Origin of the sequence: Achromobacter sp. UBA4530 (assembly GCF_002388205.1) — a bacterium.
Lineage (GTDB): Bacteria > Pseudomonadota > Gammaproteobacteria > Burkholderiales > Burkholderiaceae_B > Achromobacter > Achromobacter animicus.
This window is the reverse complement of the sequence record NZ_DGMA01000001.1, coordinates 111,378-124,260: the sequence shown is the minus strand read 5'-3', so window position 1 is coordinate 124,260 and position 12,883 is coordinate 111,378. Positions and strand designations below refer to the sequence as shown.

The 12,883-nt window shown below is 65.8% G+C and carries 11 protein-coding genes; 9 read left to right on the top strand and 2 right to left on the bottom strand.

The window, feature by feature from the left end; all coding sequences use genetic code 11:
* The first annotated feature begins 67 nt into the window (after window positions 1–67).
* The 4 genes from parE (at window position 68) to B2W22_RS00455 (ending at window position 6,292) form a co-directional block, all read left to right on the top strand.
* Window positions 68–2,029 carry a DNA topoisomerase IV subunit B gene (gene parE / locus B2W22_RS00470; RefSeq protein WP_175125067.1) on the top strand — a complete coding sequence of 654 codons (1,962 nt, stop codon included), beginning with the start codon at window positions 68–70 and terminating at the stop codon, window positions 2,027–2,029.
* Complete coding sequence (locus B2W22_RS00465; protein WP_175125066.1) at window positions 2,029–2,628, top strand: YcxB family protein; 600 nt, start codon at window positions 2,029–2,031, stop codon at window positions 2,626–2,628. Before parE ends, B2W22_RS00465 begins: the two co-directional genes overlap by 1 nt.
* A 45-nt stretch (window positions 2,629–2,673) precedes the next feature.
* On the top strand, window positions 2,674–5,010 hold the full coding sequence (gene parC / locus B2W22_RS00460; RefSeq protein WP_286935899.1) for a DNA topoisomerase IV subunit A: 2,337 nt from the start codon (window positions 2,674–2,676) through the stop codon (window positions 5,008–5,010).
* 79 nt (window positions 5,011–5,089) lie between these two features.
* Complete coding sequence (locus tag B2W22_RS00455) at window positions 5,090–6,292, top strand: DUF418 domain-containing protein (protein ID WP_286935898.1); 1,203 nt, start codon at window positions 5,090–5,092, stop codon at window positions 6,290–6,292.
* A 52-nt stretch (window positions 6,293–6,344) separates the two neighbouring features.
* Here the strand turns inward: B2W22_RS00455 and B2W22_RS00450 are convergent, their stop codons facing one another.
* Window positions 6,345–7,685 (bottom strand): aspartate aminotransferase family protein, encoded by a 1,341-nt coding sequence (locus B2W22_RS00450; RefSeq protein ID WP_286935897.1) that lies wholly within the window; start codon window positions 7,683–7,685, stop codon window positions 6,345–6,347.
* A 47-nt stretch (window positions 7,686–7,732) separates the two neighbouring features.
* Window positions 7,733–8,665: a MurR/RpiR family transcriptional regulator gene (locus B2W22_RS00445; RefSeq protein ID WP_175139260.1), complete on the bottom strand. Its 933-nt coding sequence runs from the start codon at window positions 8,663–8,665 to the stop codon at window positions 7,733–7,735.
* A 272-nt stretch (window positions 8,666–8,937) separates the two neighbouring features.
* Here B2W22_RS00445 and B2W22_RS00440 point away from each other — a divergent pair, with 272 nt between their 5' ends.
* The 5 genes from B2W22_RS00440 (at window position 8,938) to thpD (ending at window position 12,812) form a co-directional block, all read left to right on the top strand.
* On the top strand, window positions 8,938–9,486 hold the full coding sequence (locus B2W22_RS00440) for a MarR family winged helix-turn-helix transcriptional regulator (RefSeq protein WP_246282994.1): 549 nt from the start codon (window positions 8,938–8,940) through the stop codon (window positions 9,484–9,486).
* Complete coding sequence (ectA, locus tag B2W22_RS00435; RefSeq protein ID WP_175125060.1) at window positions 9,483–10,043, top strand: diaminobutyrate acetyltransferase; 561 nt, start codon at window positions 9,483–9,485, stop codon at window positions 10,041–10,043. Before B2W22_RS00440 ends, ectA begins: the two co-directional genes overlap by 4 nt.
* A gap of 124 nt (window positions 10,044–10,167) precedes the next feature.
* Window positions 10,168–11,475 carry a diaminobutyrate--2-oxoglutarate transaminase gene (gene ectB, locus B2W22_RS00430; RefSeq protein WP_175125059.1) on the top strand — a complete coding sequence of 436 codons (1,308 nt, stop codon included), beginning with the start codon at window positions 10,168–10,170 and terminating at the stop codon, window positions 11,473–11,475.
* Window positions 11,472–11,870 carry an ectoine synthase gene (locus B2W22_RS00425; protein ID WP_056571502.1) on the top strand — a complete coding sequence of 133 codons (399 nt, stop codon included), beginning with the start codon at window positions 11,472–11,474 and terminating at the stop codon, window positions 11,868–11,870. Before ectB ends, B2W22_RS00425 begins: the two co-directional genes overlap by 4 nt.
* Window positions 11,871–11,885: 15 nt before the next feature.
* Entirely contained in the window at window positions 11,886–12,812 is a 927-nt protein-coding gene (gene thpD / locus B2W22_RS00420) for an ectoine hydroxylase (protein ID WP_286935896.1), read from the top strand.
* The last annotated feature ends 71 nt before the right edge of the window (window positions 12,813–12,883 follow it).

The window sequence follows — 12,883 nt, the reverse complement described above, 5'->3', positions numbered from 1 at the left end:
CGGAGCCGCGCAGAATCTAGGCTTATCCGTAAAATGTCGGTTTTTTTCCACAGATGTTGGGGATAACTTGGCCACTCCACGTTACAACGAGGCGTCCATCCGCGTCCTGAAGGGGCTGGAACCCGTGCGGCAGCGCCCGGGCATGTACACCCGCACCGAAAACCCCCTGCACGTCGTGCAGGAGGTCATTGATAACGCCGCAGACGAGGCCCTGGCCGGCTACGGCAAACAGATCCAGGTCACGTTGCATGCAGACGGCAGCGTGTCCGTCGAGGACGATGGCCGCGGCATTCCCGTCGGCCTGCACCCCGAAGAAAACGCGCCCGTCGTCGAACTCGTGTTCACGCGCCTGCATGCGGGCGGCAAGTTCGACAAGGCGGGCGGCGGCGCCTACGCCTTCTCGGGCGGCTTGCACGGCGTCGGCGTGTCCGTCACCAACGCGCTCGCCACCCGCCTGGAAGTCATCGTCTGGCGCGACAACGCCGTCAGCCGCCTGGTGTTCAAGGGCGGCGACGTCGCCGAACCCCTGGCGCCTTACGATCAGGGCGGCCGCAAGAAGTCCGGCACCCGCGTGCGCGTCTGGCCGGACGCCAAATACTTCGACAGCCCCAATATCCCGCTGGGCGAGCTGACGCATCTGCTGCGCAGCAAGGCCGTGCTGCTGCCGGGCGTGAAGGTCACGCTCGTCAACGAGAAAACCAACGACACCAAGACCTGGCAGTATCAGGACGGCCTGCGCGGCTACCTGGCCGAGGCCCTGGCGGGCGCCGAACTGATGGTGCCGTTCTTCGAAGGCGAACAGTACGCGGGCGCCGACCACGAAAACTTCGCCGAAGGCGAGGGCGCCCAATGGGTGGTGGCCTGGACTGACGACGGCAACGCGGTGCGCGAGTCCTACGTCAACCTCATTCCCACGCCGGCCGGCGGCACGCATGAATCCGGCCTGCGCGAAGGCCTGTTCGGCGCGGTCAAGGGCTTTGCCGAACTGCACAGCCTGCTGCCCAAGGGCGTGAAGCTGCTTCCCGAAGACGTGTTCGCCCGCGCCAGCTTCGTGCTGTCGGCCAAGGTGCTGGACCCGCAATTCCAGGGTCAGATCAAGGAACGCCTGAACAGCCGCGACGCCGTGCGGCTGGTCGGCGGTTTTTCCAAGAGCGCGCTCGACCTCTGGCTGCACAGCAACGTCGAATACGGCAAGAAGCTCGCGGAACTGGCCATCCGGCAGGCGCAGGCGCGCCAGCGTTCGGCCCAGAAGGTCGAAAAGCGCAAGAGCTCCGGCGTGGCGGTGCTGCCCGGCAAACTGACTGACTGCGAGTCCAGCGACGCCACACGCACCGAAGTGTTCCTGGTCGAGGGCGACTCGGCCGGCGGCTCGGCCAAGATGGGCCGCGACAAGGAATTCCAGGCCATCCTGCCGCTGCGCGGCAAGGTGCTCAATTCCTGGGAAGTCGACCGCGACCGTCTTTTTGCCAACAACGAGATCCACGACATTTCCGTGGCCATCGGCGTCGACCCTCACGGTCCCAACGATACGCCCGACCTGTCCGGCCTGCGCTACGGCCGCATCTGCATCCTGTCGGACGCGGACGTCGACGGCTCGCACATTCAGGTGCTGTTGCTGACGCTGTTCTACCGGCACTTCCCCAAGCTCGTCGAGGCTGGCAACGTGTACGTCGCCAAGCCGCCGCTGTTCCGCCTGGATGTGCCCGCGCAAGGCAAGCGTCCCGCGCGCAAGATCTACTGTCTTGATGAAGGCGAACTCGAGGCCGCGCAGGACAAGCTGCGCAAGGAAGGCGTGCGCGAAGGCGCGTGGGCCGTCAGCCGGTTCAAGGGCCTGGGCGAAATGAACCCCGAGCAACTGTGGGAAACCACCATGAACCCGGACACGCGCCGCCTGCTGCCCGTGGGCTACGGCGACCAGACGCCCGACGACACCACCCGCATGTTCGACATGCTGATGGGCAAGGGCGAGTCCTCGCAACGCCGCGCGTGGATCGAAGAAAAGGGCAACCTGGCGGAGCTCGACATCTGATGACGCCGTCCGCGCCCGGGCAAGCCCGCATGGTCGTCGACCTGACCGCCGACGACTACGCGGATTTTGCCGCCTATGTGTACAAACGGCCGGAACTTCGCCGCCGCCGCTACCGGTCTCATTTGCGCTTCGGCATCCTGATGATCGTCGCGCTGCTTGCGTACCTGATCTGGCAGACCTGGGACGGCAAGGGACCCAATTGGGGCGCGATCCTGCCGGTGTATTTCCAGGGGCTGGCGGTCGGGCTGGGCATCCTCGCGCTGCTGGCCCTGGCCTACGAATACGTGCTGCCCGGACTCGTGCGGATGAACACGCGCCGCATGCTGGCCAAGCAGCCGGACACCCTGTATCTGGGGCGGCACGAACTTGATTTCGGCCCCGACGGCGTCACCGACAGCACCGCCTCTGCTTCCGGGCAGATGGCGTGGACCGACGTGCGGCGGGTCGAAGAAACCCCCGAACATCTCTACGTCATCCTCGGCACCCTGCAGGGCGTGATCATCCCCAAGCGCGGGCAGGACGCCGCCACGCTGCAAGCCGTGCGCGCCCAGATCCGCGCGCACGTTGCCGACACCCAGCTCATGGCCCCGTCCGCCTGAGGCGCATTGACGCCGTTTCGATGAATTTGTTTACCTGAAACCATCATGACCGACAGCAATCAACCCGGCCTGTTTGACTCCAACCCGCCCGGCGGCGACGGCGACGGTGACGGCAACGCCGCCATCACGCTGGCGCGCTACGCGGAACAGGCCTATCTGGACTACGCGGTTTCCGTGGTGCGCGGCCGCGCGCTGCCCGACGTGGGCGACGGGCAGAAGCCCGTTCAGCGCCGTATCCTGTTTGCGATGCAGGCGATGGGGCTGGGCTCCGGCGCCAAGCCCGTCAAATCCGCGCGCGTCGTGGGCGACGTGCTGGGTAAATACCATCCGCATGGCGATCAGGCGGCGTACGACGCCATGGTCCGCATGGCGCAGGATTTCTCGCTGCGCTATCCCTTGATCGACGGCCAGGGCAACTTTGGTTCGCGCGACGGCGATAACGCCGCCGCCATGCGTTACACGGAAGCGCGGCTCACGCCCATTGCCAAGCTGTTGCTCGACGAGCTGGACGAGGGCACCGTCGATTTCGTGCCCAACTACGACGGCAGCCAGCAAGAGCCGCAGATGCTGCCGGCGCGGCTGCCCGTGATGCTGCTGAACGGCGCGTCGGGCATCGCGGTCGGCATGGCCACCGAGATTCCGCCGCACAACCTGCGCGAAGTCGCCCAGGCCTGCGTGGCGCTCATCAAGCAGCCGCAGTTGCCGGACGAGGAGCTGTACACCATGATCCCCGGCCCGGACTTCGCGGGCGGCGGACAGATCATCACCCCGGCTGCCGATATCGCGCAGATCTACGGAGGGGGCCGCGGCTCGCTCAAGGTGCGCGCGCGCTGGCAGTTTGAAGAACTGGCGCGCGGCCAGTGGCAACTGGTCGTCAACGAGCTGCCCCCGGGCACGTCCGGCCAGAAGGTGCTGGAAGAAATCGAGGAAATCACCAATCCCAAGGTGAAGACGGGCAAGAAGAGCCTGACGCCCGAGCAGACGCAGGCCAAGGCCGTGATGCTGAATCTGCTGGATGCCGTGCGCGACGAATCCGGCAAGGACGCCGCGGTGCGTCTGGTCTTCGAACCCAAGACCTCGCGGGTGGACCGCGACGAGTTCGTCAACACGCTGCTGGCGCAGACCAGCATGGAAGGCAGCGCCAGCGTCAACCTGGTGTGCATCGGCACCGACGGCCGGCCGCGCCAGAAGGGCCTGCGCGACATCCTGGTCGAGTGGCTGGCGTTCCGCACCAACACCGTCGTGCGCCGTACGCGCTTCCGTCTGGACAAGGTCATCGACCGCATCCATGTGCTGGAAGGGCGCATGGTCGTCTACCTGAACGTGGACGAGGTCATCCAGACCATCCGCGAATCCGACGAGCCCCGCGCCGCGCTGATGGAACGCTTCAAGCTGTCCGAGCGCCAGGCCGAAGACATCCTGGAAATGCGCCTGCGCCAATTGGCGCGCCTGGAAGGCTTCAAGATCGAGCAGGAACTGGCCGACAAGCGCAAGGAGCAGATTTCGCTGCAGGAACTGCTGGACAATCCCACGACGCTCAAGCGCCTGCTGATCAAGGAAATCGAAGCCGACGCCAAGCAATATGGCGACGAGCGCCGCACCCTGATCGAAACCGCCGAGCGCGCCGTGCTGGAAACCAAGGTGCTGGACGAGCCGGTCACCGTGGTCGTGTCGCAGAAGGGCTGGCTGCGCGCGCGTCAGGGCCACGGCCACGACGCTTCGCAATTTGGCTTCAAGCAGGGCGACGACCTGTACGGCGCCTTCGAATGCCGTACCACCGACACGCTGATCGCGGTCGGCGACAACGGCCGGGTCTACTCGGTGCCGGTGTCCGGGCTGCCGTCGGCGCGTGGCGACGGCCAACCGGTCACCACGATGATCGACCTGGAATCCGGCACGCGCATCGTCCATACGATCGCTGCCTCGGCCGACAGCCGCTGGCTGCTGGCCACCCGCGGCGGTTATGGCTTCGCGGCCAAGCTGTCCGACATGGTCAGCCGCCAGCGCGCGGGCAAGCAGTTCATCACGCTGGAAACGGGCGACGAACTGCTGCGTCCGGTGCCGCTGTTTGCGGGCGCCCAGCAACTGGCGCTGCTGTCGCAAAAGGGTAAGTTCCTGGTCTTCGGCCTGGACGAGGTCAAGTCGCTGTCGGGCGGCGGACGCGGCACCATCCTGATGGGACTGGACGGCGCGGACAAGCTCGACCAGACCGTGCCGATCGGCCCGAAGGGCTTGCGCGCCACCGGCATCTACCGCAACAAGATGACTGAGGACATCCTGGCGGGTGCGGACCTGGCCGTCTACGTCGGCAAGCGGGCCCTCAAGGGCCGCGCGCTGGACGTGCGGCCCAAGCAGCCGTTGCTGTCGCCGGTGCTGGGTTGACGCCTGCGCGCCGCCTGATGCCGAAAACGCACGGCGGCGCGCGCCACTTGCGCCGCCGGGTTGTCTTCCAGGGGCCCGCATGAGCATCGACCTCGCCGAGCGGCCGCGCCTTGCGCACGTCGATGCCCTGCGCGGCTTCGCGCTCTTCGGCATCCTGGTCGTCAATATCAACGTCTTCGCCTTCCCGTTCTATGGCGGGGGCGTGCCGGATCCGGTGTATTCCAGCCCCTTGGACGTGACGGTCCGCTGGCTGGTCGCCTGGTTGTTCGAAACCAAGTTCTACCTGCTGTTTTCCTTCCTGTTCGGCTACAGCTTCACGCTGCAGATGTCGGCGGCCGAGCGCGCCGACGCGGCCTTCGCGCCGCGCTTTCTGCGCCGGCTATTGGGACTGGCGGCCTTGGGCATGGCGCACGCCATCCTGTTCTACCAGGGCGACATCCTGGTCACCTACGCCTTGTTGGGCCTTGCGCTGCTGTTATGCCGGCGCATGGACCCGGGCCGGGCGCTGCGTGTTGCCCTGTGGCTGATCGCGCTGGCGTCGGCGGTGTGGGGGATTCTGGGCGCGTTGAGCTTTCTGGACCCCGTTCCGGCCGGCTACGCGCTGCAATACAAGGCCGACGCGCTGGCCTCCATCGAGGCGTACCGCGGCACCGTGGGCACCACGATCGCGCAGCACATCAAGGAACTCACCGAAGCCATCTGGTTTACGGTGCTGTTCGTGCAAGGGCCGTTCGTCTTCGCCATGTTCCTGGCCGGGTACGCGTTGGGGCGGCGCAATGCGCTTGCGGATCCCTGGCGCTCGCGCCGCGCCCTCGGATTGTTGTGCGCGTTGGGCGTCCTGCCCGGACTGGCAGGCGCCGCGGCGTATGCCACCAGCGCATTGCCGCAGGCGCGCGTGATGTGGGAATTGCCGGGCCTGGCCGTGGGCCTGTTCACCGCGCCGCTCCTGAGCCTGTCGTACGGGGCGGCGTTCCTGCTGGCGCTCCGCACGGGGCCGGGCGAGCGCCTTGGGGTCTGGCTGGCGCCGGCGGGGCGGATGGCGCTGAGCAATTACCTGATGCAGTCGGTCGTGTGCGCATTTCTCTTCACGGCGTGGGGCCTGCGGCTGTTCGCCGCCGTGACGCCTCTGGCCGCGTTTCTGATTGCGGTGGCCATCTTTGCCGCCCAGTTGCCGTTGTCTGCCTGGTGGCTGCGGCATCACGCCTATGGACCCGTAGAATGGTTCCTGCGCGCGCTCACCATCGGCGCGCGCCCGCCCTGGCGGCGGGCCGGCGCAGGCTGATCAGGCGGCGCGGGGCGGAGGATCGCCGCCCGGCGGCCGTTGCGGTGGACGCCTAACCCCGCGTCTGCGCGATCGCGGCGTCGATGGCGCCGGTCAGCCGTTCCGTCAGTTGATCCAGTTCGTCGTCGGAAATGATGAAGGGCGGCGCGAGCAGGACGTGATCGCCCTGTCGTCCATCGAGGGTGCCGCCCATCGGATACACCATCAAACCCCGCGCCATCGCCTCGCGCTTGATCCGCGCATGCAGTGTCAATTCGGGATCGAAGGGCTGCTTGCTGGCGCGGTCCTGAACCAGCTCCACGCCCATGAAGAGACCCCGGCCGCGGATGTCGCCCACATGAGGGTGTTCGCCCAGCGCCGCGTGCAGACGCTGCGCCAGGCCTGCGCCCTGAACCCGCACGCGCTCAAGCAGCCCGTCGCGCCGGATCACGTCCTGCACTGCCAGCGAGGCCGCGCACGCCAGCGCGTGGCCAAGATACGTGTGGCCATGCTGGAAAAAGCCGCTGCCTTGCTGCATGGCCTGCACGATGTGCTGTTGCGCCATGACTGCCCCGATGGGTTGATAGCCGCCGCCCAGCCCCTTGGCGATGGTGATGAGATCCGGCGTCACGCCTTCCTGTTCGACGGCGTATAGCGTGCCGGTCCGGCCCATGCCGCACATCACTTCGTCGGCGATGAACAGGACGCCGTGGCGGTCGCAGACCTCGCGGATGCGGCGGAAGTACCCCGGCACGGCAGTCACCGCGCCAGACGTCGCGCCCACCACCGGCTCGGCCACGAATGCCATGACGGAGTCGGGGCCGAGGCGCAGGATGGCCGCGTCCAGTTCCTCTGCAAGCCGCTCGCCGTATTGTTCGGCGGTTTCGTCGCTGCGTTGGTCGCGGTAGGCATAGCACGGCGAGACGTGCTCGACCTCGATCAACAGCGGCGCGAACTGTGCGCGCCGCCAGGCATTGCCGCCGACCGCCAGCGCGCCGAGCGTATTGCCGTGATAGCTCTGCCGCCGCGCGATGATGTGGCGGCGCTGTGGCTGACCGATTTCGACGAAATACTGGCGCGCCATCTTGAGCGCCGCTTCCACCGCTTCCGACCCGCCCGACACGAAGTACGCATGGGAGGTGCCGGCGGGCGCGTCCGCCACCAGGCGGGCCGCCAGCTTTTCAGCGACCTCGGTGGTGAAGAAGCTGGTGTGGGCATAGGCCAGCGCGTCGATCTGCGCGTGCAGGGCCGCCTGGACCTCCGGATGATTGTGGCCCAGGCAGGACACGGCCGCGCCGCCTGAGCCGTCCAGATACGCGCGGCCCGCGCTGTCATGGATCCAGACGCCCTGGCCGCGCACGGCGACGGGGGGCGTATGGCGAAGGGAGCGATGCAGGATGTGGGTTTGGCTCATGCTGCGGGTTCCTGGGTCAGGTTGAGGGTGGCATTGGCTTGGGCGCCTCAGCCGTGGCGGCGCGCGGGGGCGCCGGTCCAATAGACGTTGTCAGTGCGCAGGCGCTGCTCGACTTCGGCCAGCCGGTCCAGCACCGCTTCGCCGCCGAGGGCCGTCAGCCGTGCGATCAGGTGTTCGGCCAGCCCAAGCAGACCGGCGGTCGTGTGGAAGAACGAGCCCGGCCCCTGGCGCGCCGGCCGGGCTTGCACGCCATCGCGGTCGGACGGGGCGAAGCGCAGCGTGTGGCGGGCGTCCCCGGCAAGCGGCGACAGCGGGTCGTCGGTCAGCGCCACCACGGCCACGCCGCGCCGCGCGGCCTGGCGCGCCAGATCCACGGTGGCGGCGGGGTAGGGGGCCTGCGAGATGACGATCAGCGCATCGCCCGCGCCCAGGTTGTCGATCTGCTCGGCCGGCGCGCCGCCCAGCCCGTCGATCAGGACACTGTTGCGCCGCACGAGCTGATAGGCGTAGCGCATTTGGAATGCAATGCCGAAGGCTGAGCGCGTGCCCAGGAAACCAACCTGATGTGCGTCCAAAAGGGTTTGCACGGTGGCGTCGAACGTTGCGGGCGGGTTCAGCGCGCAGACCGAGGAAATGGCCTGGACCTGATACCCGGTCAATGTATCGTGGCCGGGTTGGGCGGACGCGCCCGCCGCAGCCTGCAGGGCAGCGGCGCGGTCGCGCAGGCCCGGCTCGCCCTGTGCGGCCAGCGCCTGCTGGAACGGCTGACGGAAATCCTCGTAGCTGCCATAGCCCAACGCGCGAGCCAGGCGCAACATTGTGGCGGGCGCCACACCGAGCGTCTGCGCCTGCCGGCGCATCGACCAGAGTCCCACCTGCGCGGGATTCGCCACGACCCAGCGCGCCGCCCGCTGCAATTCGGGCGGCAGTTGTTCCAGCTTTGCCTGGAGGGTGGCGAGCAGGGAAGCGGGCAAGGACATGTTGGCAGGGGCGGATAAACGGTAAAAACATATGATAAATAAAACATCATGAACAAAACATATGTTTTTTGTTTAGGCCAGCCAGCAGGCGGATGCCGCTCACAGCCCCCGGCACAGCGGAAACAGCGTGCTGACAAGTCCATTCATACTCCGGTCATCCTCGCCAAATCCGCGTTCATTTATTTACATCGTGCCCGGGTTTTTGTTTGACTCGAATAAATCGGGCGCATATGATTCGTGTAGAAATGATTTTGCCCGAACCATCTGTATCCATGACTGACGCCGCGAAAACCGAAACCACTCAGCAGTACGACCTGCGCATTTTGCGAGCCCTGCGCCGCATCACGCGTTCGATCGCGCTGCATTCGCGCCAGTTGTCCGCAGTCAGTCACATCACTGCGCCGCAGTTGATGTGCCTGCGCACCGTGATCGCCAACGGTCCGATGACCGCCACCGCGATCAGCCGCGAGATGCACGTCAGTCCCAGTACGGTGGTCGGCATCCTGGATCGCCTGGAAGACAAGGCGCTCATCCGCCGCGAGCGGGGCCGTGAAGACCGCCGCATCGTGTTCGTCACCGCCACCGAGGCGGGACAGGAATTGGCGCAAGGCGCGCCGTCGCCGCTGCAAAAGCATCTGGCTGACGCGCTCAATGCCTTGCCGGAATTGGAACAGGCCACCATCACCCTGTCCCTGGAGCGCATCGTGACGCTCATGGAACAGGACGGTCAGGCCGCAGTCGACACGCATGGAGACGTGTCGTCGCCCATCCTTGAAGTGCCCACGGGCGGGGCACCCCCAGAATCGGGAATCGTTGCATGAAGAAAAACGAACTGGACTCCCCCATACTCTCAAGTGCCGTGGCGCCGGCGGTCAGCGCGCAGACCCATACCATGCGTCTGCCCGACCGCAAAGACGGCGCCGCGATCCACCGCCTCATTTCCGAGTGCCCGCCGCTCGACCTGAATTCCCTCTACGCGTACCTGCTCCTGTGCGAGCACTTCCGCGACACCTGCGTCCTGGCTGAAAGCGCCGGGGGACGCATCAATGGTTTCATCTCCGCATATGTGGACCCGTCCCGCCCCGACGTCCTGTTCGTCTGGCAGGTTGCGGTGCACGCCCGCGCTCGCGGCCAACGCCTTGGCCGCGCCATGCTCCGGGAACTCTTGCAGCGCAAGGGCCTGGCGCATGTCCGCTATCTTGAAACCACGGTGGGGCCTGACAACCAGGCTTCGCGCCGCACCTTCGCCGGCCTGGCCGCCGAAGTAGGCGCCCACGTTTCCGAACAGCCGTTCTTCGACCGGCAACTCTTCGGCGGCGCGGACCATGACGACGAGATGCTGTTAAGGATAGGTCCGTTCGCCTTGCCGTCCCCATAGGGACGCCAAAGGCCTGACGGTCTTATCGATTTACCGGGATGGTTCGAACTGTCCAGGTGCGCCCGCCGCACCTGGCGGGATCAGGCCGTCCGTCAATTAATGAGTTGAAAAGGGAGGATTAATCATGGACTTGAAGATCTTTGACCGCATGGAGTCTGAAGTGCGGGGCTACATCAGGTCGTTTCCCGTGATATTCAATCAGGCCCGTGGCTCGACGCTCATCGATGAAGATGGCACCGAATACATCGACTTCTTCAGCGGCGCAGGCACGCTGAACTACGGCCACAACAATCCTGTTCTCAAGGAAAAGCTGCTGGAGTATGTGCAGGCGGACGGCGTCGTCCACGGCCTGGACATGGCCACCAGCGCGAAGAAGCGTTTCCTGGAGACGGTGGATCGCGTGCTGCTCAAGCCGCGCAACTGGCAGTACACGCTGCAATTCACCGGCCCGACCGGCACCAATGCCGTCGAAGCCGCGCTGAAGATCGCGCGCCAGGTGAAGGGCCGTCCCAACGTGATCTCGTTCACGCACGGCTTTCACGGCGTGAGCGGCGGCTCGCTGGCCGCGACGGCCAACATGAAGTTCCGTGACGCCGCCGGCTACGCGCTCGGCAACACGACCTTCATGCCCTACGACGGCTACTTCGGTCCGGACGTGGACACCATGGCGTACATGGAACGCATGCTGGAAGACCCGAGCAGCGGCATGGACAAGCCGGCCGCCGTCATCGTGGAAACGGTGCAAGGCGAAGGCGGCGTCAATGTGGCCACGCTGCGCTGGCTCAAAGAGCTGGAAAAACTGTGCAAGCGCCACGACATGCTGCTGATCGTGGACGACATCCAGGTCGGCTGCGGCCGCACGGGCACGTTCTTCAGCTTCGAAACCGCCGGCATCCGCCCCGACATCATCACGCTGTCCAAGTCGCTATCCGGCTTTGGCCTGCCGATGTCGCTGGTGCTGATGAAGCCCGAACTGGACATCTGGAAGCCCGGCGCGCACAGCGGCACCTTCCGCGGCAACAACCTGGCGTTCGTCACCGCCACGCAGGCGCTGGAAACCTACTGGACCAACGCCGCATTCACGGCCGACATCCAGCGCAAGGAACGCCTGGTCGGCGACTGGCTTGAAAACCTGGTGCACAGCTATCCCAACGCCGGCCTGTCGGCGCGTGGCCGCGGCCTGATCCAGGGCCTCGTGTCCAACGGCAATCCGGCGCTGTCCAACCGTATCGCCCAATGCGCTTTCAAGAAGGGCGTCGTGATCGAAACGTCGGGCGCGCACGATGAAGTGCTGAAGTTGCTGCCCGCGCTGACGATCGAGGAAGACCTGCTGGCCAAGGGCCTGGATCTGATCGAGGCCAGCGTGGCCGAAGCGCTGGCCGATGAGGGGCAGTCTGCCCGCATCCTGAAATTTGGAGGAAAACGTCAATGATCGTACGTAATGTCAAAGATGTGATCGGCACTGCCGACGAAGTCCGCACCGACACCTGGGTCAGCCGCCGCGTGCTGCTGAAGAAGGATGGCATGGGCTTTTCATTCCACGAGACCACCATCTTCCCGGGCGGCCGCACGCACATCCACTACAAGAACCATCTTGAGGCGGTGTGGTGCATCGAGGGCGACGGTTCGATCGAGACCATTGCCGACGGCAAGAAATACGACCTGGGCCCCGGCGTGGTCTACGCGCTGAACGAAAACGACGAGCACTGGCTGTGCGGCGGCAAGGAGCCGCTGCGCGTCATCTGCGTCTTCAATCCGCCGCTGACCGGCCAGGAAGTGCACGACAAGGAAGGTGTCTACGCGCTGCCCGATGCGGTCGCGGCCTGATAAAAGGAGGTTCGCATGATCTCACCCGCGCAGGATCCGTACGCCTCCCGTACGGATCGCAGTTCCGCCATCATTTCCCGCCAGGATCCGGTCGTCTATGAAGACGGCAAGTATGCCAACGCCCTGAGCGACGAGCAGGTCGGCCAATACGACCGTAACGGCTTCCTGCTGCTGGAGAACCTGTTCACGGAGGCCGAGGTGCGTGCGCTGTCGGCCGAGGTCGAGCGCATGACGCGCGACCCGTCCATCGTCCGCCGCGAAGAGGCCATCACCGAGCCGGGCAGCAACGCCGTGCGTTCCATCTTCATGGTGCACGTGCTCAATCCGATGCTGGCACGGCTGGTGCGCGATCCGCGCCTGGTCAACGTGGCACGTCAGATTCTCGGCTCCGAGGTCTACATCCACCAGTCGCGTGCCAATATGAAGCCGGGCTTCAAGGGCAAGGAGTTCTACTGGCACTCCGACTTTGAAACCTGGCACGTCGAAGACGGCATGCCGTCGATGCGTGCGCTCAGCTGCTCGGTGCTGCTGACCGACAACAACGAATGCAACGGCCCGCTGATGCTGGTGCCCGGCTCGCATCGGCAGTTCATTTCGTGCGTCGGCGAGACGCCGAACGAGCACTACAAGCAGTCGCTGAAGAAACAGGAATACGGCGTGCCGGATCCTGTCAGCCTGCAATTGCTGGTGGAGCAGGGCGGCATCAGCACGATGACGGCCAAGGCCGGCTCGGTGGTGTTCTTCGACTGCAACACGATGCACGGCTCGAACAGCAACATCTCGCCGTGGCCCCGCGCCAATGTCTTCATGGTCTACAACAGCATGGAGAACACCCTGAACCCGCCCAAGTACGGGCTGACCCCGCGTCCCGAGCACATCGCGACGCGCAAGGGATTCAAGGCGGTCACGCCGCTGGACACCTTGAAGCTGGTCGGCGGCTGAGCAACCGCCACCTCATCTGGCCCGGGCTAGTCCCGGGCTTTTTTTGTCTCTTTCGGGCGGTCCGGCGCGCC